This window comes from Vibrio porteresiae DSM 19223 (assembly GCF_024347055.1).
Lineage (GTDB): Bacteria > Pseudomonadota > Gammaproteobacteria > Enterobacterales > Vibrionaceae > Vibrio > Vibrio porteresiae.
In genome coordinates this window covers 705,445-731,414 of sequence record NZ_AP024896.1, presented here as the reverse complement: position 1 = coordinate 731,414, position 25,970 = coordinate 705,445, and the positions used below count along the sequence as shown (strand labels likewise).

25 protein-coding genes are annotated in these 25,970 nt (G+C 46.4%); 10 read left to right on the top strand and 15 right to left on the bottom strand.

The genetic code is table 11. From position 1 onward, the window contains the following. Positions 1 to 202: 202 nt before the first annotated feature. The gene (locus OCV11_RS19860; protein WP_261897749.1) at positions 203 to 1,522 is read left to right on the top strand and encodes an acetylxylan esterase; all 1,320 of its coding nucleotides are present in this window, start codon (positions 203 to 205) and stop codon (positions 1,520 to 1,522) included. A 90-nt stretch (positions 1,523 to 1,612) separates the two neighbouring features. Here OCV11_RS19860 and OCV11_RS19855 read toward each other — a convergent pair whose 3' ends face one another. After that, entirely contained in the window at positions 1,613 to 2,038 is a 426-nt protein-coding gene (locus OCV11_RS19855) for a hypothetical protein (RefSeq protein WP_261897748.1), read from the bottom strand. Positions 2,039 to 2,302: 264 nt separating this feature from the next. Here OCV11_RS19855 and OCV11_RS19850 point away from each other — a divergent pair, with 264 nt between their 5' ends. Both OCV11_RS19850 and OCV11_RS19845 read left to right on the top strand, forming a co-directional pair. Further along, on the top strand, positions 2,303 to 2,848 hold the full coding sequence (locus tag OCV11_RS19850; RefSeq protein WP_261897747.1) for a chorismate mutase: 546 nt from the start codon (positions 2,303 to 2,305) through the stop codon (positions 2,846 to 2,848). 100 nt (positions 2,849 to 2,948) lie between these two features. Beyond that, positions 2,949 to 3,131, top strand: coding sequence for a hypothetical protein (locus OCV11_RS19845; RefSeq protein ID WP_261897746.1), 183 nt, complete (start codon positions 2,949 to 2,951; stop codon positions 3,129 to 3,131). Between the two features lie 64 nt (positions 3,132 to 3,195). Here OCV11_RS19845 and OCV11_RS19840 read toward each other — a convergent pair whose 3' ends face one another. Continuing rightward, the gene (locus OCV11_RS19840) at positions 3,196 to 4,023 is read right to left on the bottom strand and encodes a shikimate 5-dehydrogenase (protein WP_261897745.1); all 828 of its coding nucleotides are present in this window, start codon (positions 4,021 to 4,023) and stop codon (positions 3,196 to 3,198) included. A 146-nt stretch (positions 4,024 to 4,169) separates the two neighbouring features. Between OCV11_RS19840 and sgrR the strand changes: the two genes are divergently transcribed. The 4 genes from sgrR (at position 4,170) to OCV11_RS19820 (ending at position 8,620) form a co-directional block, all read left to right on the top strand. Beyond that, positions 4,170 to 5,966: an HTH-type transcriptional regulator SgrR gene (gene sgrR / locus OCV11_RS19835; RefSeq protein ID WP_261897744.1), complete on the top strand. Its 1,797-nt coding sequence runs from the start codon at positions 4,170 to 4,172 to the stop codon at positions 5,964 to 5,966. 260 nt (positions 5,967 to 6,226) lie between these two features. Then, positions 6,227 to 6,967: a hypothetical protein gene (locus tag OCV11_RS19830; RefSeq protein WP_261897743.1), complete on the top strand. Its 741-nt coding sequence runs from the start codon at positions 6,227 to 6,229 to the stop codon at positions 6,965 to 6,967. 49 nt (positions 6,968 to 7,016) lie between these two features. Continuing rightward, positions 7,017 to 7,931 (top strand): hypothetical protein, encoded by a 915-nt coding sequence (locus OCV11_RS19825; RefSeq protein WP_261897742.1) that lies wholly within the window; start codon positions 7,017 to 7,019, stop codon positions 7,929 to 7,931. Then, entirely contained in the window at positions 7,931 to 8,620 is a 690-nt protein-coding gene (locus OCV11_RS19820; protein WP_261897741.1) for a hypothetical protein, read from the top strand. Before OCV11_RS19825 ends, OCV11_RS19820 begins: the two co-directional genes overlap by 1 nt. Positions 8,621 to 8,714: 94 nt before the next feature. Here OCV11_RS19820 and OCV11_RS19815 read toward each other — a convergent pair whose 3' ends face one another. Next, entirely contained in the window at positions 8,715 to 9,695 is a 981-nt protein-coding gene (locus OCV11_RS19815; protein WP_261897740.1) for a ribonuclease T2 family protein, read from the bottom strand. Between the two features lie 327 nt (positions 9,696 to 10,022). Here OCV11_RS19815 and map point away from each other — a divergent pair, with 327 nt between their 5' ends. Further along, positions 10,023 to 10,814, top strand: coding sequence for a type I methionyl aminopeptidase (gene map / locus OCV11_RS19810; RefSeq protein ID WP_261897739.1), 792 nt, complete (start codon positions 10,023 to 10,025; stop codon positions 10,812 to 10,814). Positions 10,815 to 10,862: 48 nt separating this feature from the next. On the opposite strand, the gene qhpR is transcribed toward map, so the two are convergent. Together qhpR and OCV11_RS19800 are read right to left on the bottom strand one after the other, a co-directional pair. After that, positions 10,863 to 11,918 carry an AraC-like transcriptional regulator QhpR gene (gene qhpR / locus OCV11_RS19805; RefSeq protein WP_261897738.1) on the bottom strand — a complete coding sequence of 352 codons (1,056 nt, stop codon included), beginning with the start codon at positions 11,916 to 11,918 and terminating at the stop codon, positions 10,863 to 10,865. Between the two features lie 217 nt (positions 11,919 to 12,135). Further along, positions 12,136 to 13,218 carry a phosphotransferase enzyme family protein gene (locus tag OCV11_RS19800; protein ID WP_261897737.1) on the bottom strand — a complete coding sequence of 361 codons (1,083 nt, stop codon included), beginning with the start codon at positions 13,216 to 13,218 and terminating at the stop codon, positions 12,136 to 12,138. A gap of 226 nt (positions 13,219 to 13,444) precedes the next feature. Here OCV11_RS19800 and OCV11_RS19795 point away from each other — a divergent pair, with 226 nt between their 5' ends. Beyond that, positions 13,445 to 14,785 carry an aspartate aminotransferase family protein gene (locus OCV11_RS19795; RefSeq protein ID WP_261897736.1) on the top strand — a complete coding sequence of 447 codons (1,341 nt, stop codon included), beginning with the start codon at positions 13,445 to 13,447 and terminating at the stop codon, positions 14,783 to 14,785. Positions 14,786 to 14,893: 108 nt separating this feature from the next. On the opposite strand, the gene OCV11_RS19790 is transcribed toward OCV11_RS19795, so the two are convergent. From OCV11_RS19790 to OCV11_RS19765, 6 genes are all read right to left on the bottom strand, one after another. Next, positions 14,894 to 15,961, bottom strand: a complete 1,068-nt coding sequence (locus OCV11_RS19790; protein WP_261897735.1) for an FAD:protein FMN transferase — start codon at positions 15,959 to 15,961, stop codon at positions 14,894 to 14,896. A 368-nt stretch (positions 15,962 to 16,329) separates the two neighbouring features. After that, a complete protein-coding gene (locus tag OCV11_RS19785; protein ID WP_261897734.1) occupies positions 16,330 to 16,635 on the bottom strand; it encodes a DUF4144 domain-containing protein in 306 nt (101 codons plus the stop codon). Positions 16,636 to 16,638: 3 nt separating this feature from the next. Next, positions 16,639 to 17,133: a GNAT family N-acetyltransferase gene (locus tag OCV11_RS19780; protein WP_261897733.1), complete on the bottom strand. Its 495-nt coding sequence runs from the start codon at positions 17,131 to 17,133 to the stop codon at positions 16,639 to 16,641. Between the two features lie 322 nt (positions 17,134 to 17,455). Continuing rightward, on the bottom strand, positions 17,456 to 18,403 hold the full coding sequence (locus OCV11_RS19775; RefSeq protein WP_261897732.1) for a sensor domain-containing diguanylate cyclase: 948 nt from the start codon (positions 18,401 to 18,403) through the stop codon (positions 17,456 to 17,458). Positions 18,404 to 18,487: 84 nt separating this feature from the next. Further along, on the bottom strand, positions 18,488 to 18,994 hold the full coding sequence (locus OCV11_RS19770; RefSeq protein ID WP_261897731.1) for an HD domain-containing protein: 507 nt from the start codon (positions 18,992 to 18,994) through the stop codon (positions 18,488 to 18,490). A 267-nt stretch (positions 18,995 to 19,261) separates the two neighbouring features. Beyond that, positions 19,262 to 19,822 carry a hypothetical protein gene (locus OCV11_RS19765; protein ID WP_261897730.1) on the bottom strand — a complete coding sequence of 187 codons (561 nt, stop codon included), beginning with the start codon at positions 19,820 to 19,822 and terminating at the stop codon, positions 19,262 to 19,264. Positions 19,823 to 20,300: 478 nt separating this feature from the next. On the opposite strand from OCV11_RS19765, the gene OCV11_RS19760 reads away from it, so the two are divergent. Then, positions 20,301 to 22,040: a polysaccharide lyase family protein gene (locus OCV11_RS19760; RefSeq protein ID WP_261897729.1), complete on the top strand. Its 1,740-nt coding sequence runs from the start codon at positions 20,301 to 20,303 to the stop codon at positions 22,038 to 22,040. A gap of 192 nt (positions 22,041 to 22,232) precedes the next feature. On the opposite strand, the gene OCV11_RS19755 is transcribed toward OCV11_RS19760, so the two are convergent. The 4 genes from OCV11_RS19755 to OCV11_RS19740 all read right to left on the bottom strand — a co-directional run bounded on the left by OCV11_RS19755 (position 22,233) and on the right by OCV11_RS19740 (position 25,914). Next, on the bottom strand, positions 22,233 to 23,120 hold the full coding sequence (locus OCV11_RS19755) for an AEC family transporter (protein WP_261897728.1): 888 nt from the start codon (positions 23,118 to 23,120) through the stop codon (positions 22,233 to 22,235). Positions 23,121 to 23,257: 137 nt separating this feature from the next. Beyond that, on the bottom strand, positions 23,258 to 23,389 hold the full coding sequence (locus OCV11_RS19750) for a hypothetical protein (RefSeq protein ID WP_261897727.1): 132 nt from the start codon (positions 23,387 to 23,389) through the stop codon (positions 23,258 to 23,260). A gap of 23 nt (positions 23,390 to 23,412) precedes the next feature. Then, positions 23,413 to 23,847 (bottom strand): hypothetical protein, encoded by a 435-nt coding sequence (locus OCV11_RS19745; RefSeq protein ID WP_261897726.1) that lies wholly within the window; start codon positions 23,845 to 23,847, stop codon positions 23,413 to 23,415. A gap of 168 nt (positions 23,848 to 24,015) precedes the next feature. Further along, the gene (locus tag OCV11_RS19740) at positions 24,016 to 25,914 is read right to left on the bottom strand and encodes a hypothetical protein (RefSeq protein ID WP_261897725.1); all 1,899 of its coding nucleotides are present in this window, start codon (positions 25,912 to 25,914) and stop codon (positions 24,016 to 24,018) included. Positions 25,915 to 25,970 lie beyond the last annotated feature (56 nt).

Here is a 25,970-nt window from a genome sequence, read left to right as displayed (position 1 = left end):
TCACAAATTCAAACCATTGTTTCATTTTTACAAAAGTAACTTACAGAACTGTGAAATACCTTAAATGTTCTCGATGAGTTTCGTTATAAAACAGAGGTCAACGTTCCATAACCAATCATGAACCACACTTATCCCATCAATAGATAGTGTATTTCATAAGGTTCACTTAGCAAACAACCCCCTCGACCAACAAGGTGTAATAATGGATAGAAAACATTCGTTATTCAGTGCTCTCTCGGCCCTACTTTTTATATGTGCGGCGTTTTTCGCCCACGCCGAAAATTATCCCTATCGCAGCGACTATTTATGGGTAACCACACCCAATCACGATAATTGGCTATATCAGCTTAATGAAAAAGCATTGGTGAATATTTCGCTGTATCACTATGGCATGCTATTGGAAAATGGCACGATCCATTACTCGATCGGCCCCGATATGCTCGATGCGGATACTCAAGGAGACATAACGCTCAATCACGGTTTAGCCACCATTGATGTTGGGACGATGAATAAACCCGGCTTTCGTGATTTACGTTTGGAATATAGATCGGGCAATCAAGTCGTTCAACACCATATTAAACTGGGCTTTGAGCCAGAAAAACTGACTCCCTATACAACACAACCAACCGACTTCCTTAATTATTGGCAACAAGCAATTGACGAGTCGAAAGCCATTCCTTTGAATGTGGAAAAAACATGGGTTGCACAATTTTCCAATAACACCATCGATTGCTATTTGGTGAAAATACAGGTCTATAAAACCGGCCAATATGTTTATGGTTATTTAACTGTGCCGAAAAAAGCCGGTAAATATCCATTAGTATTCTCTCCTCCAGGCGCTGGAATTAAACCTATGACGCCAGAGAAACATCTTTTCTATGCAGAAAATGGCATGATTCGTTTTGATATGGAAATCCACGGCATTCGCCCCGACCTAGATCCAGCGACCTATAAAGAGGTAAGCAAAGCCTTTGGTGAAGGGAACAATAGCTACTTAGTCAATGGGTTAGATGACAAAGACAGCTACTACATGAAAAAAGTGTACGTTGCCCTGTTTCGTGTCCTCGACTATCTCACCACTGAGCCCAAATGGGATGGCAAAAATCTCATTGTGCAAGGAGCAAGCCAAGGTGGCGGTCTAGCTCTGGTGACAGCGGGATTAGATAAACGCGTCACCGCCGTGGCAGTTAATCACCCAGCATTGGCAGATATGGCGGGTTATAAAGCCGGACGAGCTGGCGGGTATCCTCATCTTTTCACTCGCTTTACCGATATGGATACCCCAGAGAAACTGGCGACTCTGCCCTATTACGATGCGGTGAACTTTGCTCGTCAGATTACCGTTCCGGTATTTATGACATGGGGTTACAACGATAATACTTGCCCACCCACCACCAGCTATATAGTGTACAACACCCTTACCAGCGCCAAAGAAGCGTTAATTACTCCGGTTACTGAACATTGGGTCTCAACAGACACAAGGTGGAAGATATTCCATTGGATTGAAAAACAGTTGCACTAACAATCTGCACACTCAGTGACACACCCAAGGGAAGCCAATGCTTCCCTTACTTTTTCTGACAAATTGCACTGTCTACCGTGATATTGCGCGCTACATGACACACGCTTTGGCGGTTTTAGCTTGCTCTACACCTTGGTCGATGATGGCCAATAGTTGGTCATCTTTAATAGAAGAAACCACTTGGTTCAACACTGTTTTTGCGGTTGTTTCAGAGGAACTCTCAATTAGACACTGATAGGAATTGGATATTTTATCCGTAGCGGCTGCAATCGCTTCTTGGCTATTTAAATCGGTATTGATGACTGATTCAATCGATTGAGCAAACTCTTTGGCCTTTTGCGTCGCAGAACCAAACATCGCTAAATCCAGATTTTCAACGCTAAACGCATCCGCTTTTTGCTGCAAGGTATCCACGGCTTTATTGGCTGCGCTCTGGGCTTGATCAATCGCTTTACTGGCATCATCACAACCAACTAAAGCAACCATTAGGGTTAGGGTGATTAACGATTTTTTCATTTCTTGGTTCTCTGGTAAAAGTGAAGTTTGATACTAAACCAAGGTGACCCACCATTTAACTCAAATACCGTAACAAATTATGAGCTTAAATTATCAGCCTCATTCACCCTCTTCTGTCGTCGTCTTAGTTTTGCATCTTTAGTCCAACTTCTCGCTAGATGGTCATATTTGTCATGATTTTTTATTGACTCAATGATATATAACATGTTGCTTTATATACAAATATTAGTAAAAGCTACTGTTAATCAAAAGGATGATGAATTCATGAATAAATTGCTTTTAGCCGCCTTGCTCGCACTTCCAACCACGGCTTTAGCCGCACCTTCAGAAACAGCCGTATTCAAATTGATCAATGATCGCATGAGCTACATGCCCGACGTAGCGCTGTATAAAGCGAATAACCATTTGGCAATTGAAGATCTTAAACGTGAAGAGGTGGTCTTAGAAAAATCCAAAGCCGCCAGTGCGCACTATTCACTCGATAGCGACAGCACCGAAGATTTTACCGTTTCCTTAATGGCGGCAGCAAAAGCCATCCAATACCGTTACCGTGCCGATCTGTTATCAGCTACAAGTGATGACAAAACTGCGCCGCGCGATTTAAACACCGTTGTCCGTCCTGCGCTTATCAAATTGGGTAGTGAATTAAATGAGTCCATTGCCGAGTACTTAAAATCGGGACATCAATTTACCGCCAATCAATACCCTGAATTTCAATCGTCTATCACTGCGCCTTATCTACACAATAGCGATAAAAAAATGATCTTTACTGCCTTACAGAAAATCAAACTCAGTGCAGCAACGCACTAATCGTGCCTGATGGTGACCATCGGAGCTTGTCGGCATCATGCCTACAAGCTTCATTCTCGATGATGCGATGCAAAAATAACGGTGTGTGTCCGGCTAAGACTTGTGGTCTTACAAAGCCGTTAATGGCACCGCCCCCAACTTTTGGGGATGGTACGACCCTACTTATTGGCCGTCACGCCCTGATCTGACCAATGACACCGCAGCAGAAATTAAAACCAAATGGAAAAATTGGGCAACGTCCGATACCTTTGAGCTCAATAGCGCGTTAGGTATTGAGCCGTAACAAGTGACATTGCCAAGGAGAAAAACAGCCCCTTAACCATAGGGGTTGGCTAAGAGGCGGAGCATTACTCTTCTGGTAAGCGTGAAAATGCGGCAGCTTGTTGAAACAGTTCACTGTCTGGTCGAACTCCCGTGTAGAGCTCAAATTGCGCGAGCGCTTGCAGAGCAAAAACACTTGCGCCAGTGATAACCGATTTGCCCAGTGCTTTTGCCTGAGTGATGAGAGGAGTAAGTTCAGGCATGGCCACCACATCAAAGATCACCTGAGCGTCAGCAATGGTTGCAGTGGGGAAGGCACACTGTTGCTCAGTATCACTACCTTGCATTCCTAACGGTGTCGCGTTAATCAACAGTTGTGCACCCTCAACTGGCGTTTGCGCAGCCCAAGCAAAACCGTATTGCTCTGCGAGTGCTCGTCCTTTTTGCTCATTACGCGCCACTATGGTTCCTTGGGTAAATCCCGCATCTCGTAACGCACTGGCAACCGCTTTTGCCATGCCTCCCGCACCTTGCAGATAAAAGGTGAAATGGGGATCGACATGATGCTCTTTTAGCAATGTCGCAATCGCCAAATAATCGGTGTTATATGCTTTCAAATACCCATCGGTATTGACAATCGTGTTCACCGATTGAATCCCTTGTACAGAAGAATCTAGCTCATCCACCAAAGGGATGACCGCTTCTTTGTATGGCATAGAAACACCACAACCTCGAATACCCAAGGAACGTATCCCCCCAATAGTGCTGTTGATATCACTGGTTTTAAACGCTTTATACAAAAAGTTGAGTTTCAGTTCGCGATACAAATAGTTATGAAAGCGTGTACCAAAGTTACTCGGTTTAGCAGCCAAAGAAATACATAAAGTGGTCTCTTTATTCACATTCACCTGCATGATGATCCCCTTTAAAGATTGAGACTTGCGACGTAAAGCTCGGTTAGAGAGGTTCGTCGCATCGTTGTTCTTGAGAGTGACTTCAGCTTGCCGTAAATTAGTGAAGTAAAAAATTGCTGACTTGAAGAAAAAAGAGTTCATCTTTTATGTCGACCACGCCAACACCACCGAAGAGCTCTGCGCGTTTAGAGCAACAATATCGTCGTTTACTAGAACAATTCGGTTTTACCGCCGTTGATACCACATTGCAGCAACTTGCTGATTTTTTGTGTTGTTCTAAAAGACACATGCGCACATTACTGCTCAATATGGAGCAGCAACAATGGATTCGTTGGCAATCCCAGCCGGGGCGTGGTCATCACTCCACCCTCACCTTACTAAAAGATGAACAGCACCTTATCATCGAAAAAGCAGGAGAATTACTAGAGAGTGGCAACCTAAACGGTGCACTGCATTTGCTCCAAGAACAGCCGCATCTGCTGCTGCCTATGCTGCAATCCAAACTTGGGGTCAGCACCAATGATGAACGCCAAACACTGCGAGTGCCCTACTATCGAGCAATGTTAAATTTGAATCCGACGATGGAACTGCGCCGTTCTGAGCGCCATTTGGTAAGGCAAATTTTCAATGGATTAACTCGCATTGATGAAAAGGCAGGTACGGTGGAACCTGACTTAGCACACCATTGGCAACAAATTGATCCGTTGACTTGGCAGTTTTTTCTGCGCCGAGGGATATTGTTTCATGATGGGGCTTTACTGCAAATAAGCGATGTCATCGCCAGCTTAGTAAGCCTCAAGACGCATCCGCTGTTTAAGCATATTGATGCTATAAAACCTGGCCCAGCACACAGCGTGGTGATTCACCTTAGTCAAGCGGATGCGAGGTTGCCACTGCTGCTTGCCCACACTAAGGCACTGATTGTGCCAAGCCAACACCGTGATAGCCCACCGTTTAATGCATTGCCTATTGGTACTGGGCCTTATCGCGTCTCATACAATGATGAGCTGAGATTATCTTTAACCGCTTTCGATCACTACTTTGGCCTACGCGGATTATTGGATGAGATAGAACTGCTGGTATGGCCCAATCTATTAAGTCATGGCTTACAACATGAGTCTACTAACGCCACACTGCTCAGTTCCAGTACCAGCGATCAAGATTTTCTTGCGCTTAAACCCAGCGCCCCCTTGGCCAGTGAAGAACGATTTGTGGAAAAAGGCGGCTACTTTTTACTGTGGGACCGCGAAAGTCCATGGGCAAGTAGCCTAACAAGGCGTGATTGGCTGCGTGAGCAGCTCAACCCTTTTCAGCTTGGAGCGCAACTGGATGCCACAGTGCGCCATTTATGGGTGCCCGCCTCTAGTCTGTTACCCGAATGGCATCATGCCATCACACATACTGCAAAAGGTGTAAAAGCGTCGCCAATAAGATTACCGAAAGCGCGTACACTGACCATCGCGTATCATACTGAACATCCAGAATTTGCGAACTTGCAGCCCCTGATTAAAACCGCTTTAGCGCGCCATCAAATTGAGCTGCAAACACTCGAACTGAGTTATCAAGACTGGGTTACGGGCAATGCCCAAGCTGACGTATGGCTGGGTACCGTGAATTTCCCCGTACCGGAGCCTTGGCATGTTGGCGCTTGGTTATTGGAAACGCCACTGCTTCGCCGCTCAATCAGCGGCGGCGATGAGGGTCAGCTTGAAACCTGGCTCACCAAATGGCGAGAAGGTGCTCTCTCTGCGCAAACCTTATTAGAACAAGTGCTTGAACAAGGTTATTTACAACCGCTCTTTCATCATTGGATGAGCCTTAGCACGCCAGCCCAAATTCAAGATGTGCACCTCAATAACCTTGGCTGGTTTGATTTGGCAAAGGCTTGGTATTTGCCAAACGCTACACCAGATAATGCCGATCAGCTGCGCATTAATGAATGAAAGTTGCCGTAGCAATATCGATACACACCATCTGCAGCCATACTCTAAGAACTCAGTACGGGAAATCGCAAGATGGGTCAACCTCGCTGACCAAGCGAGAAGGTCCGAAGGTGGAATGCTAGGTAACATCGAGCTTACAAGGCGATATTGCCTAAGTTTTCACGGGCAATGGTAAGGGAATCCGTCATTGATTATCTCAGTGCAATTAACGATAATACCCGCTGTCGATAATAGAAATATGTGTAATTGAGGTGTCTTAAATGTCTTCTAAATTGACCCACTTAGTATGGAATTATCGAACAGATAAAGTCGAAGATAAGCTGCTGCTACTGGCTTTAGCTGAATTGGCGGACAGAAAAGGAAATTTCGAAACGTCTGTCGCGGAGCTAGCAGAGCTTACATCAATGAACGCAGGGATGGTCAAAACCGTTCTTAGCCATTTCGCTAACTCTTGGGTGAAGTTGGTCAAACTGCCACCGCGGGAGCCACAGCGTGATACCGAAATGTTCTCCGGTGCACTCACCATCGATGGGCCACAAACCCGCACCCTGCCAGTGATGGAAATGGATTTGATGGAAAAAGCGCGCGAGCAAAACGAGCGCCTAAATCAAAACAAAAAAACCAATCACGGCAAACTCAATCGCAGCCAACGTTCGCAGATCACTCCGCTTAACCGCAGCCGAGAAGAGAAGCAATACAATGTTCTTGAGATCTACATGGAAAAAATTCCCGATTGGGCTGAAGGCTTGATGTTTAAAAAAGGGGTGCATGGTCGCCAAGATATCTGGGATGCGTTTGTCGTAGATGTGCACGGCACCGGGGAAAAAATCTTTTCTCAAACTCAACTGATCAATCGACTGCATCAGAAGATCGATTACTTTAAAGGCCAGTCCTTTTCCAATTTGGAACAGAACGCGCCATTTCGCCCAGCCAAACAATCCGCTCTCAGTGCTTTTGAACAAAAGTACCAAGATTATTTATATGATGAGCACGACGACTAGTTTGTCTACTTCGGCCCACTTAACACCATAATGATAAAGGATTGATTGTATGTCAGATAACTTCAACAAGCCGAAAGATATTGCCAGTCTTGGGGTTTCCTTTGAAGAACGTCTTGCGCAGTTGGGTAAACTTTCTAAACAAAATCGTGGTTCGAATGCGGGCGTAAACACGCCAGCAACCAACCACGGGCAAACGCCTGCAGGCTACCCTGCGCAGCGCCAAACTAGCGAAATCGATAGTTCACGTACTATCAACCAGAATTCGAAACAAGCGCTGGATGCTTATAAAGAAAAAGGCAAAAGCAAACAGATTCTTAAAGTTTGGTTTATGCTGATGCAAGCCTTTGATTCAAAGATGAAAGTCTTCTTTGGCGATGAGCCAGACGTGCATTTTATGAAGTTTGCTGCCAGCTTAACGCCTGAATCCTACAAACGCTTAGAAGCCAACCTGCTTGAACGCCTTGATGAAGACCGTGAATGGCCACCATCCTTGATTCGCCTGCGCCAGTTGGCTAACTCGCCAACCAAAGAGATGATGTACAAAGCGCGTCAGCATCTGTTTCATCACCCCGTGCCGATTGATGAATTGGATCGCGTCGAGCTATTTATCAAACGCTACAAAATGCGCGAAGTCCGCAGTTTCTCTGAACGTAACTTTGAAGCGGAATTTAACCGAAAATACACGCAGTGGTTTCGTGAAGTGATTCTTGAAGACATGGATAAAAAACTGGAAGAAGAACGTGCGCGTATCAGTGCGTTTATTGATGTTGAAAGCACCAATGAACACGATAAAGAGATTGACCAAATGATTGCGCAGGGCAAAGCGTTTCAAAACCCACTAGGGGAACGTATTGTGCAGATGCTGCGTGAGAAAAAATCCCAAACACCAGAGATAAGTGATGTGACAGCGGAAGAGATAGCTCAAGAGCGTGGTCATAACACAAGCTCGGCTGGTGAGGTTTAATGCGCGATTTTAATGTCTTAGAGCGACAAGAACACTATTTTCGCTGCAGTGTCGATAACATTGCCTCGCGCTATTGTCGCATCGTGATTGATGAAAACAGCCGTGACTTGCCCCTTGGCAAAAGCACTCTGCATGTTGAAGAGGTCACCGACCGATACGAACATCGCGGTAAAGATTGCGTATTTCGTTTAACCCTCCCCGTTGCCGAACAGCATTCGATCGAGATTTGCACGCTGAACGCAGGGCCGAAAAACCGCTTCACTTATAAGGAGTGTTTGCGCTTAGGAGGCAAATGGGAACCGGTGATCAATGAATGGGTGTTTTCGGGTTCGGTTAAAGATCAGGTATCTCACTTAGAGACCATTGTGCACTCTAAACCAGTGACCGTAGAAGTGCTGTTTAAAGAGACCATCACCGCGCCGCAAAAAGAGCTGACCCTGTTTGGTGTTGAGCTGGTAAAAGGGTTGAACATCAATTTTACCCCTATCATGCACAAAGGCATCACGGTCAAAAAAGGCGATATCTCGTATGTCGCTGGCCCAAATGCCAAAACCATTGCTCGCGCAGGAACGTTAGTCCGTCTAAGTGTGCCGCAGCAGATGGTGGAATCGACGCTCTATCGTGAAGAGTATTTCGCAGCGCTCGATTATCGGGTGATAAAAACTCGTGCCAAACGCAGCTCAAAATAGTGTTTAGCGCTAATGGAAAGCGGGTTGCCAATACCATAAAAACCGAGGCTCAAGCCTCGGTTTTTTATTTTCGAACCTTTTTACCCGTCGACACCTATTGAATTCCCGGTGCTTCAACATAGAACTGTTTACCGCAGTTGCCAGCAAAGGAGTCCACCGTTTTCGCTCCCGAGACTAACTGCGGAATCTCTGCATCCATATTGAGTGATTTAGGCAATTGAACGCGGATTTCACTTAGGTATTTCTTCACCCTGCCAGAACAAGAGAGTTGGATTTTATCTACGACCTCTTTTCCCATCACTTTCGCCAGATCGCTTTTCATCGTTGCGGTTTTGACTTCTTGCGCCAAATGATGACGGATGAAATTGCCTAGCTCCGACTGGTCAAACTTTTCCACTAACTGTTTCATCTGCATAAAATAGCTGTCGTCATCCAATGCTTGGCAAGTGCCATGTTTAAGCCACTCATGCGAACCAAAATCGGTCGAATAATAAAAGTTGGGCATCCAAGGAGAAATGGCTTTCACTGTCTCATCACGCAAATTGAGTGGGGTTGTCGCGCAGCTGTCGTAATGAATTCCACATTCGGATTTGTTAGGCCATAAACCGTGAATGGTCAGGTTCGAAACACTCAATGTGCCACTATTCAGATGGTCGCACTCGGCTTTGGTACCACGATAGTTGACGTGTTCACAAAAGCCTGCTTGCCAACTCATGGAGAGAACATAAGAATCGTAGGTATTGGCGACATGGCACTCTTCACTCATGCCCAGGCTCTCTTTATCTGCGGCATGGGTATTAATCGAAACAATCCCACAGGAACGGCTGACCCAACGCTGCTTAGGATCTTGATTGGGAAATTCCAAAAGCAGCCAATTGCCACCGGGTTTATTTTCAGCCACCACAGGGTAAATCGCGGCGACTTCAGTCATCACATTCTCTGGATTATCCTGCTTTTTGATGCTTTTGTAGGCAGGACAGATTAACGATGCAGAAAAGGTCCCTTTGATGGGTTCCGCCCATCCATAAGATGAACAAACCAACAAACCCAAACCGATGATAAAACCTTGCTTCATGACCCTTCCTTTTTCTCGCACACTCAGGCTCCGCCCTCAGTGTGTTGTTCCTTTATATCGAAAACAGTCACAGTTACTTAACCGATTGCCATAACATAAGTGACTGTTTTTACTAGTGACACTATTGTAACGAGTTTTGCCCAGTTGGAGATGCGAGCCACGTAACAACTTCTCACAATGAATACAAACTCAGTTTCTTATGCAAAATAGCAATCTTAGAAGTGACAAGATCACAAATTCGACCTAACATTCTAATATAACAGAACTATTTTTAATCAATCTGGCGGATTCACACAGAAATATTGTGAGCACCCTTGAGGAAACACCGTGAGACCTGAGGTCACTCTTAAAACCGATTATGAAATGCGGTTAATGCGCGAAAGCGGCGCTCTGTTGGCCGAGGTGTTTGCCATGCTCGATGAGAAGGTCAAACCCGGTATCACCACCCTAGAACTCGATAGCCTCACCGAGCAGTTTATTCGTCATGAACTCAAAGCCACCCCTGCCAGTATCGGCGCTTATGGCTACCCATTTTGCACCAACGCCTCACCTAACCATGTGGCGTGTCATGGCATGCCCAGTGCCGAGATGGTGATTGCCTCAACCGATATCCTTAATATCGACATTACGTTAGAGAAAAATGGCTTTATCGTCGATTCCAATAAAACCTATGTGATGCCTGAAGCCAGCAGCGAAGCACAGCGCCTCGTCACTGTGGCCAATCAGGCGATGTGGAAAGGCATAGAGCAAGTATTCCCCGGAGCTCATTCTGGTGATATCGGTTATGCGATTAGCCAGTTTGTTGAAAGCCAAGGTTACAGTGTGGTGCGGGAATTCTGCGGTCATGGTATTGGTCGGATGATGCATGAAGCGCCGCAAATCCTGCACTTTGGTCTACCTAAAACTGGCTTTATTATCGAGCCAGGCATGACTTTTACCGTTGAACCTGTGGTCAATCAAGGCAGTAACCGGGTTATTACCTTAAAAGATGGTTGGACGGTGGTCACCTGTGATAACCAGCTTTCAGCCCAGTTTGAGCACACCCTCGCAGTGACCAAAGAGGGGGTAGAAATTCTTACCTTACGTCACGATGAGACACCGTTTCCTTGGCGCAAATAGCAAGAGTCGTTAGTTGCGCATCGCAGCATCGCTATTCATTTTGACGATTTAACTTTGCCGGCGATAGCGGCTTGGACTGACGCCAAACCAACGGCGAAATGCTCTTGAAAAAGCACTGGTTTCTGAATACCCCAACATCATCCCCAGATCGGTGATTGCCAGTTGATCTTGCTGCAGATATTGCTTGGCCATCGCGCAGCGCACTTGCTCCACCAGTTGTCGAAAAGATTGTTGCTCTTGACGTAATTGCCGCTGCAGAGACATCCGGGTAATCCCCATTTGCAGTGCAATCGCCTCCAATTGGGGCTCACCTTGCGCTAGCTGATGTTGTATATGGGCGCTGACCTGTTCGGTCATGCTTTGGCGTGTAGGTGTGGAATTGATCTGCGAAAGTGCCGCAAACATCAAAGGCAATAACAGCGGATCGTGCGACGGCATCGGGCGCTGCAATACACTTTTCGCAATCACGAGCGAGTTAAAAGGTTGATTGAAATAAACTGGGGCATCAAACACCTTACAGTGTTCATGCCAATCGCTAGGAGCAGGATGTTCGAAGTGAACTTCCTTGGGAGCCCAATGCAGGCCCGCAGCTTGGCGCACTAAATTAACGATCATTCCCATGGTCAGCTCCGCATCCTGGCGACGAGCCATAATCGCCCCATGGCGAATCTGATAGTCAAAACGCCATGCCTCTTTTTGCTCAACCCATTGGGTAAAGGTGTCATGTTGATGCCAGTGAAAACAGCGCGCCACGTTTTGGATTGCCTCGCCTACCGTTGGTGAGCACAGACCAATATAACCAAGCAAACCCAACTGCTGCGGCATAAACTGTTTGCCATAATAGAGACCGAAATGATCGCATCCTGTCGCTTGAGCAGCCTGTTCCAACACTTCACAATAACTCACCAAAGTGAGACTGGAAGTGGGTTGCATCAGCCATTCCGGATCCACACCACTGCGCCCCAAAATCGTATCAGTATTACCGCCCATTTGGCGAATAAACCCATCTAAGCCCGTCGCTGCAGCCGCTAATACGCCACGATTGGTCGCCGCTATCCCGCTGTGCGTCATCATGTTGGTTGGATTGAGATTGGAATAAGGCATGACTTGTTCCCCACTAACGATGTGCCACTTAATAGGAAACGAGTTGCAAAAATCACACCAACAGCAGATCGATTACATCCCGAACTATCTATCTGATATTCAATAAGTATTTAAATATGGCCACTGAAAAAGCAAGATTCACTCTGTTATCGATGGTGCAAAAAAAGGCGAACGCACTCTCACTGTGCATTCGCCTCGCAAACGTCCTAACGGCGGTTTAAACCGCCTGCGGTAGCGCCATTAACTCTTGGTCGAGAAATTCACGACACAGACGAACCGTTTCGTAAATCCAATCATCGCCTAGGCTTTGCGCCATCTCGGTATCGCTATGTGAACCCACCCACGCCAGAAGCTGGATCCGACGTTGCATGATCATCACGGGCAAAATCGTCAAGTCATGAGCCGTTAAGGCACGCACTGATTGATATCCAAGTAGCCAATTTTTCAGCCACTCATCGCGTAGCGGATGATGCTCATAAAAGCTGATGGCAGCCGCAGCATCGTGCATGAACCAACCAAGACCACAGTCGTCAAAGTCGATAACTCGCGTCCCCTCTTCATGCATCAGTAAGTTAGTTAAACGAAGGTCTGCATGAATTAAACCATAGCGGTCAGGTGCTTTACCGTAATAGGTCAGTTGGCGAGCAATGATATCGAGAACTTGCTCGATGAGCTCAATGTCACTCTTGCTTAAACCTGCGACATCCGACCATGCGCCCCAGTAGCCTTGTTGACCTACCATATTGTGGTGATTCCATACCAACCGCTTAAAACCCGTTGGCTTATGCCACTGAATACTTTGCATATGTAAGCGCGCCATGATCGCCCCTAATGCTTGGTAGGCTTTGGGATCAACATCGGTGGTCGGCATAGTGCCATCGATCCAATCGAACAATACCGCATGGCGCTGTTCCTGCTCCGACACATCAAGCGTTTGAACCCGCTCTCCCGCACAATTTTCGATCGGATTCGGTGTCACTATCCCCTGCAGCTTGAGCGCTGCGAGCCATGCCAATTCACTCTCAATACTCAGCTTATCGTGATAGTTAGGACGATGAATTCGCAGCGCATATTGTTTATCCGCTGTAGCCACTTTAAATGTCGCATTTTCCGAGCGGCATAATAAGCTCAGCTCGCCTTGATACTCCTTGGCGTAATTTTGCAATGCACATTTCGCCAGCTTGGTTATCTCTTCATCACTGAGAGTGTCGTATTGTTCTGCCGCAATCTCGACCTGCTTGCTAGAAACCGCCTCGCTTAACTGCGCCTTCTTTATCTCTTTTGACATATCCATAGTCATTATCGCCTCCTGATATTGGGTCAGGATTAGCATCTATTGAAATGCTAAGCAGCGCTTGACCGGAGAATGGAGTTTGGCTGCGATGTTACGATTGTGCGGTCAACTGAGGGGTAAAGTTGACTTTAGAGCACGAAATCGGCTCTCTCAGGTCAAGTTTTTTGCTCGCTAGGCGTCCATGATGAATCCATACAGCACGATGCTGACTATTGATTAGACCGGAGGATTTATGGTCGTACGCTCAACTATCATGGACACCAATAGCTTTCGCGCCGAACACGCCCAAGCTCTCGATTCACACACTCGCTCATTAACGGATAAACGCGCTAAGTTACTTGGCGAATCCTACCGCCTCTTCTATCGCCGTCCGGTGCATTTGGTCAAAGGTGAAGGTCAATATTTGTGGGATGCCAATGGCAACAAATACTTGGATGTGTATAACAACGTCGCAAGTATTGGTCACTGCCACCCAGCGGTCATTGAAGCGGTGAATCGTCAGATGCGTGAACTCAACACCCATACTCGCTATCTACATGAACGCATCTTGGATTACAGCGAAGAGATCATGCGCACTATGCCAGCGGCGGTGAATAAAGCCATGTACATGTGTACGGGTTCTGAAGCAAACGACTTGGCCATTCGAATTGCGCAAGCCTATTCAGGCGGTACGGGCATTATCGTCACCCAAGAAGCCTATCACGGCACCAGCCAGCTCACCTCTGGCGCTTCACCTGCTTTAGGTTCTGGTCAACCGCTGGCTCCGACCACCCGCTTAGTAGCGCCGCCGGATCACTACCGTTTAGCAGGGCAAGATGTCGGCTTATGGTTTGCCCAGCAGATCCAAGCACAAATTGATGATATGAAAGCCAACGGCATTCAGTTTGCTGGCTTTTTGGCCGACTCCATTTTCTCTTCCGATGGCGTATTACCGGGTGAAGCAGGATTCTTACGTGCTGCAATTGATGTTGTCCATAAAAATGGCGGCATCTTCATTGCCGATGAAGTTCAACCAGGCTTTGCTCGTACCGGCGAAGCGTTTTGGGGCTTTGCCCGCCACGGTATCGTGCCGGATGTGGTGACAACAGGTAAACCTATGGGTAACGGCATTCCTATTTCGGGGCTGTTCGCGCAAGACCATGTATTGGCTGCCTTTAGTGACCAAATCCCCTACTTTAATACCTTTGGCGGTAACCCTGTCGCGATGGCAGCGGCGCAAGCTGTCCTCAATGTCATTCGTGAAGAGGATCTGCAACGACACAGCCTTGATATCGGCCTACAGCTGAAGAAAGAGCTGCAAACACTGCAAGAGAAGTACGAATGTGTCGGTGATGTTCGCGGTGCCGGTCTGTTTATCGGCTTTGAACTGGTGACAGACAAAGAGAGTAAAAATCCCAACAAAGCATTGGCTCTGGATTTGATTGAGCGTCTGCGTGATAAAAAAGTGCTGACCTCAGTGGCAGGCCCACACGGTAACGTATTGAAACTGCGTCCCCCATTGGCGTTCCAAGCCCAGGATATTGACTGGTTAGTGGGCGCACTAGATGAATCTCTGCACGAACTCACCCTATAAACCAGAGACAAAAATGGCCACAACAAAGTGGCCATTTTTATGCTATTGCATTAGAGCTATTGCACTCTTTATTGATTGAGCGCCAACTTGGTTGGCTTCAATCTCTGCTTATTTAGCGGTTTGATCAAACGTAACCCGTTTTGATTTTGAGAGCGCTTCGCTCATAAAGCTGGTTGGATGCTCTTTATCGCCTTCAATGAAGAACACTTCTAGGTTCTTACGCAGTGCAACCGCTTTACCCACTTGCGGCCCAAGACACAACATCGCCGTTGCCCATGCATCGCTGATCTCAGGATCGTCACCGAACACAGAAGCAGAAACCAAATCGTGTGTCACAGGCGCACCTGTACGCGGGTCAAGAATATGTGAGTACTTCTTCCCTTGGGCATCAAATGAGTGGTGGTAAGTACCTGATGTATCAAGCGTCACACCTTTCTCATTGTTGATGGTCACGATACGGTATGCTTCTACACCCTCATCGGCTGGAATAGGACGTTCAATCGCTACACGCCACTTTTGACCTTCTGGTTTATGACCACGAATCTTCATATCGCCGCCAAATTCCACCAAATAATTGGTGATACCGTCAGATTCAAGAATGCTGCTGAGCTTACCGATGGTATAACCCTCACCCATCGACGAGAAATCTAGCTGCACATTGGCCATGGTTTTACGAATGCGCATGGTGTCGTTATCAATCAGAATTTTATCCAGACCTAACTCTTTTTTCACCGCCGCGATTTGATCGTCGCTTGGTACTTCAAGAGTCCCTTTCTGGAAACCCCATAACTTGAATAGCGGCGTTACGGTTGGATCATAACAACCTTGGGTGTCACGATTGACCATACGCGCCACTTCAATCAGATGGATAAAATCGTGAGAAGCGGGTTGCCAATCGGTGCTGGTGCTTTGGTTAAATTCGGAAATGTAAGAGTCATCACGATAAGTGGATAGCTCTTTATCAATTTGCTCGAGTTTTTCTTTGAACTGCGCCTGTACGGTTTGGGTATCAACAGCTTTGTCGGACCACCAGCTAATGTGGTAAGTCGTTCCCTGAGCATATCCTTCTACTTTCTGAATTTCTGGCGGTTCATTACAACCGAAAAGAGTGCCACTCGCGATAGCTGCGATAAACAGAATGCGGCGAAATTTTGAGGTTACACCTTGCTTGTTCATGGAGATAAAAGAACCCTATTTGCGTATAGTCTGTCTGATCGGCCATGTAACACGTTGTTCATGTTCATCATCGATGCCAACAATACAACGTAGGAAATCACCGTTCGAGACGAATAAAAAATTTGCAGCAGAGTCTAACTGGAGATGACCTAGAATGCGACCCCTAAATCGCCCTGAATTGGGGAATCGGTCAAATTTTCTTATCAGAAATGCTATATAGAGCAATAAGATACAAAGATATAAACACTAATGAGGCTTTTTGTTAATAACCTAAAACATTATCCATAAAGGCTGGCAAACTTCTTATTGGCGAAGAGATGAACAGTTCGCGTTCAAAAGACGTGCATGCCAAAGCCCTATCACCACGATTACAGTGCCCGCCAAGCATCGGCAATTGTTTTAAAAAAGATCTTGGTCACACACACTTGCCCCTCATTAAAGGTGTGTTTTTGCACCAATTCGCTGGCTTCATCAACGGAAATGCACTGCGAAGTTGGAGCAAAGTTTGGCGCAAGGGAAAAGCAGTGACCATCAGCATCAATAAGACGGTCTTGTTCGGTGTAACGCCAATCAAGAAACGAGTTCAACTCATCCTGATTGGCAATCGTTAGTAACTCATCATCGCCGTGCAAATGAATGACGGCAGGCCAAGTGATGTTTTTAATGCTCTTCATCAATTACAACTCACAACGGTAAAAATCAAAGGGTTCAACATGCTTAGGATTGGCCTTCCAACACTGCCACCCCTGCTTTTGATAATGGGCGATTGCGCGCTGATTGTGCTGGGCAACGGACAAGATGGCATAGCGACAGCCACTGCTTTTCAACTGGGATTTTAGAAACGCTTGCATTTTAGCGACCACTTGGCTACCACGCTGGTCAGGTGTCACGTACATAAGATGAACATAGCCCGTTTCTGGATAGTCACTAAAAGTACGAAAATCCAATTGGCCGACTAATTTCAGTGAGGTTTGATCGCTGTCTCCACTCCAGACATGCCAAAAGTGCCAGCGCTCATCTTGCTGCCGCGTAAGGATTCGATCTGTATAACCTTGAAGACTCTCTTCCACACCTTGGTAATGACCAAAGCTGCAGAAATAAGAATCACGGCGAAATTCAATGCAAGAGTGACCATCGTGGTCAACATCAATAGGTTTGAAAAAGAGTGTCATACCATTCCCTAGCGTTACGTTATCTCTCTGGGATATACCCAAGTAACCTCAAGATGCTGTTTCAGCGAGAATGTATTCGCTCTTAGGCAAGGCACTGATTTGAAGACATAGTTATTCTACGTAGAAAATCAGTAACGCAGCATAGGAGCGAAGACAACTCGCTCTTTGGGAGCTCATCAACGAGCCTATTTCTACGCCCAATCACGTTGGAAGGGAATAACCATTCCGACCGTGATTGAGCTTGACCTAGGCTCGTTGATGAAGCTTTGAATTCTGCATCTTGAGGTCATTTGGGTATAACACACTTTTATTTTAAGAAACATCATAAATGTGGCTCAGGCTCAGTTCGGCTGGCACTCTCAATTTTATTTCGCCCATTGGTCTTGGCCTGATAGAGCAGACCATCGGCGAGATCAATTAAGGTGGTTTCGTTTTCAAGGGGATTGGGAATACATTGCGCCAATCCGACACTGACCGTCACATAACGATCGGCCCTATTGTGACTGTGATGAATTTTAAGCGCTGCTAAAGCAACTTTAAACTCTTCAATCAACGCCAGAGCACGCTCAATGGAGGTTTGGCCCATCACTAATGCGAACTCTTCGCCGCCGTAACGCGAGCACTGAGTATGAGGTCGATCAGCAAATTGGTTGAGTAAGGTAGCGAATTTGACCAAACAATCATCCCCCGCTTGATGACCATAGGTGTCATTAAGCAGCTTAAAGTAATCCAAGTCAAAAATGGCTAAACAGATAGGATGTTGTTTACGCTGGGCGACCTGCCACTCTTGATGGAGAAATTCATTAAAACTGCGACGATTGGGAATGTTCGTCAGACCATCCAACTTAGCTAACATACGGATATGATCTTCGGCTTTTTTACGTTTGGAGATGTCTTGATGAGAGATAACAAAATACTCTTGATCACCAGAAACAAACCACGTGACCCGCATCATGAACCAACGCTGCTCTTCTGGGCTGTGACACGGATACTCCAGATAGAAACTCTGTTGTTGATGCGCAATAACCCGGCGAATACCTCGTGCCGCTTTGATACTGAAATCGTCACCGAGCTTGGCCGCTTTATCACATTCCTCAATGTAATTGACCCCGACCCAATGAGCACTGCATTGGTTTGGCTGTGAGTTTTCCTCGCCAAAGCTAATCCAACGTCGATTTACGTATTGGATAACCCCTTGAGCATCAATTACTGATACGTGATCCGTCATGGAATCGAGAACCATCGATAAAAACTGCACATTATTCTTCATGACAGACACGCATCTCCTTCATATCCATACAATAAGTATGTGTTAATTTCGCTAGCAGGGCTGAGAATATTTAGAAGATGCAACCTACAAGGTGGGAACCCATTCAATACCGAGTAAACGTGACATTTCCTGCCAGAAATCATCGCACAAACCTTTGCGATAGGCGCATTGGAAAAACTGTGGATGTTCACCTCGATACATGGCTAGGCGAGTGTCATCTTGAGTAATAGTGCACATACGCAAATTAGATAACCGGTCTGCAGCCTTCACAATCAGCGCCAATTTCTCACGACCCGCCACATGTGACATACGCTCATAGGTTTTGGACTTACGCTCTTGCCGAGTAGCTCCCGGTTTGTCAGTTAATATTTCCACACAACTGGCGATAAAAGGACCAAAGCGTTTTTTGACCTCATCAATTGTCGCTGGGGTATCTTCCACCACATCGTGCAGATACGCGACAGTGGTTGCGTCTGTACCAAACGGCAAACAGAGAATAGCGACCGCATCAAGATGACTAACATAAGGATCAGAACCATATTTTTGCGCGCCGTGACAATGGATGGCGAAATCCCTCGCTTTACGATTCATTCTTTATACCTCAGAGAGTTACTTCAATTCAGCCTACATCAATTATGTGGGCAGACATATCAACACATCACATTAATACTCAGTTTCAGCACAAATCTGTGATCCATTCATCTTTGCCATTAGCAATAAGCATCAACATGCGCAAAAAACGCTCGATACGCGCTGAATCGAACAGTCACCAACGAGATAAACAGCAGGGATAAAAAAAGCACCTTGCGGTGCTTTTAAGATTGTTTTGCTTCTGGTTTCAAGGTGTTAACCGTACCTTCAGCCTGAGCGCGTTCGTAAGCCTGCTTGAGTTTGCGCATGGCCTCGACTTTCCGCTCTTTGGTTTTGCTGTCTGTACTCTGATGTCTTGATTGCATAATCAAGCCCCTCTTCACCTAAACCAGTGTTTACGCTGTAGTTTAATTCAACAGCATACTTTTTGGCAAGGCGATCATAGAAGTGCTTGAGCCTTAGATTCTCTGCCGACACAAAATAGACTTGAGCCCCCGTTAAAGAGCGATGGAATTCGATTAAACGGCATAAGCCTATTCCTAAGCGAGCCAATTTCTCCAATCCCATAAAACTGTATCCTGCAGCTGGAGGAGCATAAAACTGTCCACTCTCAAAATTTTCTACCCGATCAAATTTAATATCATAACTTTGCTCCGGAATCTCAAAACCCACCTGTGATTCTCGCTCCTGCACATAGGCAGTGTCATCACAGATCACGGGGGTGAAAATCATAAAAAATTGGTGGTCATCAACAGAGAAATCAATCCGCTGCGAGTAGATTTCTCCGCATGGAAACTGTTCAAATTCCCAACGTTTGATAGTTGGCATGCTCATCCTTTCCCTATTATGACGGTCAGGTTCTGTCGCGTGACGCCACCAATAACACGTCGGTGCTGTTTTACTCCTTTACCGACCTGTTAAGAGCGATAAGCCCTACTCGCGAGCCCATACATTCCCTACCGTTCATTTATTTACAGAGAATTATTCAACTAGAGCAACAGGTTACCATGCAACTGTATAAATATACAGTATTTATTTAATTTTTGTTTAAGTGCCATTTATCCGTCTGATTTGCTGTCATTTTAGGGCTCGTTAGAGCTTTGCCCTGCCTTTGGGTTCCCCTTCATCATTTGTTAAACCGATCAAGCGCGGCTCGCTTTTTATGCCAGCCCCCTTATCCAATTGGCTGAGTCGTTAAGGCAAAGTGAAAGAGACTGGAGATACTGAGAGAGAAATCCCCGGCCTAAACGCTAGGGATGAGCGAGAGCCTTATGCTCCCTCTATCAGCCTAAACTTGGACAACCCTATGAAATCATTAAAACAAAGTCGCACACTTATCGCGTTGGGGTTATTGGTCACCAGCAGTTATGCACTTGCTGATGTCACCCTTACCCAATCAGGTGACACTGTCACAATAAGTAATAACCAACTCTCAGTCACCCTAGATACGACCAACGCTACCGTCACCGATATCCACCCCACTGGCGGTGTTAACCTAGTCGAAAACCTCTCTGCGCTGCACGCCGACCCTGCTGATGTGCAAACCTTTTATCTCGATTACCACACGGGGGTTAGCGGCGGAGGAAAAAGCTTTGTGCCAACGAGCTATCAAGTTGTGAGTCAATCGACCTCACAAGTGCATTTGCTGTTTACTGGCGCGGACGATGCCTATTTACAACTCGAATATCACTTTATTCTGCGTGATGGTATGTCAGGGATTTACAGCTATGTGGTGGCGAAAAACCCGCATGAGACAACCCAACGGGTTGCTGAACTGCGCACCGTCTATCGTTTTGATGCGCGAGTAATGGATACGGTCTATAACGGCTTACGCTCCGACACGCCTTTGCTGTACGCTCAGCTTGATGAACTGACCAAAATTCAAGACGAAACTTGGCAGCTCAATGATGGCTCCTATTACAGCAAATACGATTTGGCCAACTATACCCGCGAGGCACCTTTCTGGGGTGTGTATGGTGGCGGTTATGGCGCATGGATGATCCCTGCCAGCTATGAGTACTATCCGGGCGATCCGCAAATGCAAGAGCTGATTGTCCATCAAGATGGCATTGCTCTCAATTACCTCACAGGTGCGCATTTAGGTAGCCCAGACATGCAAGCACCGTCCGGCTGGGAAAAACTCTATGGGCCGTGGTTTGTCTATATCAATCAAGGCAGCTCACAAGAGATGCTTAAAGATGCCGCCAAACAAGCTCAGAGTGAACGCAAACAGTGGCCTTATCCATGGATGAGTGATGAACGTTACCCACTCGAGCGCGGCACGCTTTCTGGCTCGATTAAAGCGAAATACCCAGTGCAATTGGTGCTCACATCCGCCACGGGGGAAGCCTTTGATACGGAAACGTTGGGGTACTCCTATTCAGTGAAACCCGATAAACACGGCCACTTTACGCTCAATAACATTCGCCCTGGTGATTATCAACTCACCGCTTATGCACTAGCAGGATCGCAAACAGGCACACTGTTCGAAAAACCGCTGTCTATCACTAGCCGACATCAAGAGATTAATCTCACCGTACCGCGTTGGAAACGTGATGTTATTTGGCAAATTGGCCAATCAAACCGCCGTGCCGACGAGTTTGCCCTTGCTCATCAAGAACGTAATTATCGCTGGAAAGATGAGGTTCCAGCTAATCTCACTTACACCATAGGCAAAAGCCGTGCTCAACACGATTGGTACTATGCCCAAACTCAGGTGGGTGGCAGTTGGGACATTCACTTTACGCTTCGACATGCTAAAAAGGCACGCCTTGACGTAGCGTTTGCTGCGGCAAGTAACAGTGGAATGACCGATCCAACGACACCGACTGTCGAAGTGCTGGTCAATGGACAAAGCCTCACTACTCTTGCTTACGACAATGACAAGGCCATCTATCGCAGTGCCTTGCAAAGTGGACTGTACCATTTGGCCTCTATTGAAGTGCCCGCCAACCTGCTCAAACGAGGTGAGAACCAAATTCGTTTTACGTTGGAAGGTGGCGCAGTGATGTACGATACCGTGGTGTTATCGCAAGATAAGAAATAGCCGGGACTGTGCTTCGTTCGCAATAAAAAATGCAGAACCTAGGTTCTGCATTTTTGTTTCATTTTTTAGGCGCATCATTTTTTGGGAGCACCATTTTTTAAGAGCACTTTTTTAGAAGCACCTTTTTTAGAAACAAAAGTCTCTTGGTAACCAATGACACTCTTTAATCGTCATCGTACTGAAGACAACTTCCTAGGCACCGATAAAGAACATCTTAATAAAAATCAATGCAATGAACGCAGTCGGTAACGTCAAAAACGTAAGCCCCGCCACTTCATTGACTGGTCCATTAAAGCGCGTCGCAAAGATGTAATTGAGCACGGCCACAGGCATGGAACAAGCGATAAGTAGGTTTGCCATATGCAGCGGTGACAAACCAAACAAAGTGGCAGCGCCTAACGCCATAGCAAAACCAATGGCTGGACGATACAAAGCCAAAATAGAGAGACGTCCCCAGTGCGCTTCATGCACTTTCATGTGCGCTAATGAACGGCCCAACATCAACAGCATAATCGGAACCGTGATGCTGCCCAACATATCAAATACGCGAATCATAAAGGTCGGCACCGGAATGCCCAAACCAAGAATGATCGAGCCAATAATTAACGCAATCACCGGCGGATTGGCGAGCAAACGTCGAGGATTAAAGCTTCCAGACATCATGCCAATACCCAACGTAAAATGGCTGATTTCGATGATTGAAGAGATAATCACAGCGCCAGCCAGCCCGTCATTCCCCAGCAGTGCATACGCAATAGGAATGCCTAAGTTGCCTGTATTAGGGTTAACGAGAATAGGGAGATAGTAGCGGCGATCCAACTTCATGATTTTCAGCACCACCAGCGTCACCACCACCATAGCAGCCAGAGCAAAAGCGGACGCCAACACCAGTTTTCCCATACCAAGAAAATCGATATGAGTGCCCAGCATCGAATGCAGTAGCAAGGTCGGCATACCGACATTTAATACCAATTTAGGAAGATTAGGATCGTCTAGATAAGCGGTGCGTTTACTGAGAAAAGCCCCGACCAACGCAATGATCATCACCGGCAAAATCGCCGATATAAACGCGGCAAACATGAAATACCTTTAATTACGGATGCGCCAGCCTATCAACAAGAGGTGAAACAAGAAGTGTGCTGAGCATGAATGAATCGAAACAAATGAACGACTTAATCTACCTTGCTTTAGCATCAATACCAACACAATTTTATGTTCTAGGCCTGATTCGACTCCCACCATAAAAGCGCGCCAATAATCCCCACCACAGTCATCACAAATATGGATACATCGTCGAAAGAAAGACTGGCTATCGATGCTGCCGCACCTTGTACTTGAATCACATCCATTTTTTATTTCCCGCTTTAGTCGTTCAAAGCACTTGCATCATGTCGTGATGCGCTTGTGCCAATCCTTCGTATGAGAGTGCCGCGGTCATGGTACGCGACATCAGTTGCGCTAAACCTTTTGGGCCAACATGGCACAAACGACCCGTTTTAAGGCGTACCAGCACTCGGTCGGCACGAACAGCAATTTTGCTCACTCGGTTACCCAATTCGTTTGGCAGTACATGACGCATCCAGTAATGCACCACAAAGAAGTGGCGCACTTTCTGTTTGTCGATGTACAGAACGCGACTTAACTCAGCCTCATCAAACGCGATCTCTTTTTTGCTACCTAGCAGATTCAGCTCTAAAAAGCGGGTATTCCACCCCTTTACGTTTTTACACTCGCGGGTAATAAACTGCTGAACTCGTTGATAGATATCCAAATAATCGGCAATCATAGTTTGATAAGATTGAGTCACTGTTTCCTCACCTGTTACTCATAACGTTGAGTGGTCAGAGTAAAGAAATAGGTCCTAAGCGGAGAATCATAAGCTTATAAACGGCTTAGCCATCGCTCACATTGCTTGGTTTTGAAACGCACAAGGCTCGCCGAAGCGAGCCTTGTAACAGTGATAATGATAGGAGTTTTACTCTGGATCTGATGATTGGGAGCGTTCAAGATACCCTGCCGCTTTACCCAATTGTTCATTATCTAACGCACTGTTTGCATTAGAGTTAGCCTGCATTGAGCGGGTTTGCTGGTTGATCTCATGAATCTGCGAAGCGTTATGCAAATCTCGCTCACTGGTGATCGATGCAATCGATTCACGATCTTTAAGGAACGCGCGCATATCGTGCTTAATACTGGCCAGTTCCGCTTCGTTTTTATGCATCTCCAAGATATAGCGTGGGTATTCTAGGTTTCGCATCCCCGTTGAAGCAAACGTGCTGGAAATAATACGCGAGACAATCACCCAAGGAGTAATACTTGAACGCACCAAAACATTCTCGGAACGGGTTGAATCATTGATACCCGTCCCTGTGGAGATCTTCGATTCACTAAAGGTGCCCTCTACTTTGATGTAGATAAGGTTACTTTCAAACAGCATTTCTGCGTAAAAAAGATGCCCCGTTTTGACCAAAATATGGGCAAATGCGCGCAGCAATAAGCCACTAACTATCAACTGAATCAAGCCAGAGACATGCTCCTTACCCAGCACATTCCACACTTGCGCCGCCGCATGACGAGCATTGGCATCTGATGCAGTTTGAGCAGCATGGTAAGCGTCAATCACGCTGTAAGCGAGCCAGACGGTCACTAATGCCGCAACGATAAAGAGCACTCGTCCGATAATCACCGAACACAAACGGATTTGATCATACGCCTTACCTAAATCCATCGAATGAATACGCGGCTGCACTTCTTGCGTCATCTCTCCACGAAATGACCCTTTGCCATCCACTTGCTCGTTTAACGCTGGCTCCAACATTTTATACACGCGGTTCGGTGCTTCTTGATAACGACGATTCGCCATCACCAAGTTATCCAAATTAATGAAGATCTCATTGGGATGAATGCTTTCTTGCCAGTTTTCGCGTAACTCAGAAACCTCGGCTACCGCATCGCCAAAGGCCAAGCGCTTTTTGAGCAATAGAATATTGACCGCTGTGACGAGCGCCCCACCAACTAGGGTCATTAACATAAACCAGAGCGGGTGCAGGTTCAGCCAATCATGAACTGAGGATTGAACCTTATCAGATGAGATGCCTAGCAAGACGAATAACCACTGCAGTCCCAAGCCAATCAGCGTTGGAATAACAATCGCAGCCGCAATGGTCTTAGCAACATCAAGCACGCTTAGGCCATCAACCCCTTTTTCGACCTCACGCTGCGTAGCCATAAAACGCCCCGCACCAAGCCAAGTTTTCAGTAGATGAAGCACCACGAACACCGAGTAAACTGGGAAAATGGTTTGGCCGATTTCACCAGCAAACCCCGCCAAAGTGACAAATGCAACGAGGGCATACACAACAAAGATCAACGCGGTTTTCACCCAAGCAGCAAAGAGATACTGAGCTTGGTTACGAATCATGTACGGCATAAACGTCAGACGTGGAACGAGACTATGCAACAGACGAGCGATAATGCCTTGTGGCTCAACGAACGTGGTGTTTTTTCTGCCCATCAACATTTCGGTCAATTCACTGCCTTGATAGGCGACGTAATTCGCTTCTTGTGCTGAAGTTTGAGATTGTGACTCGCTAAAGTTTTTGGCCAACGATGTCGGATGGTTTCGTCCAACAAAATAACGCAGCATTGCGGAGACTCCGCCAGAGAGTGTCCAGATACCACTCACTAAGATCCCTAAACCAAATAGGGCGAAGACCCAGCCTGCGAGGATGTCTTGTTTGACTGATGAAGCAGCCTGCACCAGCAAGTAAACCCCAATAAAAGCAACGAGAACACCGCCGATGGTGTTGATCAACCCTTCTTTCTTAAACGGGTTTTTAATTCCAAGATTAATTGAACCGTAATCAAATGCCATTTTGTTACCTTATGCCAACCTAAGCTAGCTGAGCCTTACAGCTCACCTGCTCATCG

Coding starts and splice junctions, on each gene's coding strand:
- OCV11_RS19860 (WP_261897749.1), top strand. CDS start 203: ATGGATAGAAAACATTCGTTATTCAGTGCTCTCTCGGCCCTACTTTTT.
- OCV11_RS19855 (WP_261897748.1), bottom strand. CDS start 2,038: ATGAAAAAATCGTTAATCACCCTAACCCTAATGGTTGCTTTAGTTGGT.
- OCV11_RS19850 (WP_261897747.1), top strand. CDS start 2,303: ATGAATAAATTGCTTTTAGCCGCCTTGCTCGCACTTCCAACCACGGCT.
- OCV11_RS19840 (WP_261897745.1), bottom strand. CDS start 4,023: ATGCAGGTGAATGTGAATAAAGAGACCACTTTATGTATTTCTTTGGCT.
- sgrR (WP_261897744.1), top strand. CDS start 4,170: ATGTCGACCACGCCAACACCACCGAAGAGCTCTGCGCGTTTAGAGCAA.
- OCV11_RS19830 (WP_261897743.1), top strand. CDS start 6,227: ATGTCTTCTAAATTGACCCACTTAGTATGGAATTATCGAACAGATAAA.
- OCV11_RS19825 (WP_261897742.1), top strand. CDS start 7,017: ATGTCAGATAACTTCAACAAGCCGAAAGATATTGCCAGTCTTGGGGTT.
- OCV11_RS19820 (WP_261897741.1), top strand. CDS start 7,931: ATGCGCGATTTTAATGTCTTAGAGCGACAAGAACACTATTTTCGCTGC.
- OCV11_RS19815 (WP_261897740.1), bottom strand. CDS start 9,695: ATGAAGCAAGGTTTTATCATCGGTTTGGGTTTGTTGGTTTGTTCATCT.
- qhpR (WP_261897738.1), bottom strand. CDS start 11,918: ATGCCTTATTCCAATCTCAATCCAACCAACATGATGACGCACAGCGGG.
- OCV11_RS19800 (WP_261897737.1), bottom strand. CDS start 13,218: ATGACTATGGATATGTCAAAAGAGATAAAGAAGGCGCAGTTAAGCGAG.
- OCV11_RS19795 (WP_261897736.1), top strand. CDS start 13,445: ATGGTCGTACGCTCAACTATCATGGACACCAATAGCTTTCGCGCCGAA.
- OCV11_RS19790 (WP_261897735.1), bottom strand. CDS start 15,961: ATGAACAAGCAAGGTGTAACCTCAAAATTTCGCCGCATTCTGTTTATC.
- OCV11_RS19785 (WP_261897734.1), bottom strand. CDS start 16,635: ATGAAGAGCATTAAAAACATCACTTGGCCTGCCGTCATTCATTTGCAC.
- OCV11_RS19780 (WP_261897733.1), bottom strand. CDS start 17,133: ATGACACTCTTTTTCAAACCTATTGATGTTGACCACGATGGTCACTCT.
- OCV11_RS19775 (WP_261897732.1), bottom strand. CDS start 18,403: ATGAAGAATAATGTGCAGTTTTTATCGATGGTTCTCGATTCCATGACG.
- OCV11_RS19770 (WP_261897731.1), bottom strand. CDS start 18,994: ATGAATCGTAAAGCGAGGGATTTCGCCATCCATTGTCACGGCGCGCAA.
- OCV11_RS19765 (WP_261897730.1), bottom strand. CDS start 19,822: ATGCCAACTATCAAACGTTGGGAATTTGAACAGTTTCCATGCGGAGAA.
- OCV11_RS19760 (WP_261897729.1), top strand. CDS start 20,301: ATGAAATCATTAAAACAAAGTCGCACACTTATCGCGTTGGGGTTATTG.
- OCV11_RS19755 (WP_261897728.1), bottom strand. CDS start 23,120: ATGTTTGCCGCGTTTATATCGGCGATTTTGCCGGTGATGATCATTGCG.
- OCV11_RS19750 (WP_261897727.1), bottom strand. CDS start 23,389: ATGGATGTGATTCAAGTACAAGGTGCGGCAGCATCGATAGCCAGTCTT.
- OCV11_RS19740 (WP_261897725.1), bottom strand. CDS start 25,914: ATGGCATTTGATTACGGTTCAATTAATCTTGGAATTAAAAACCCGTTT.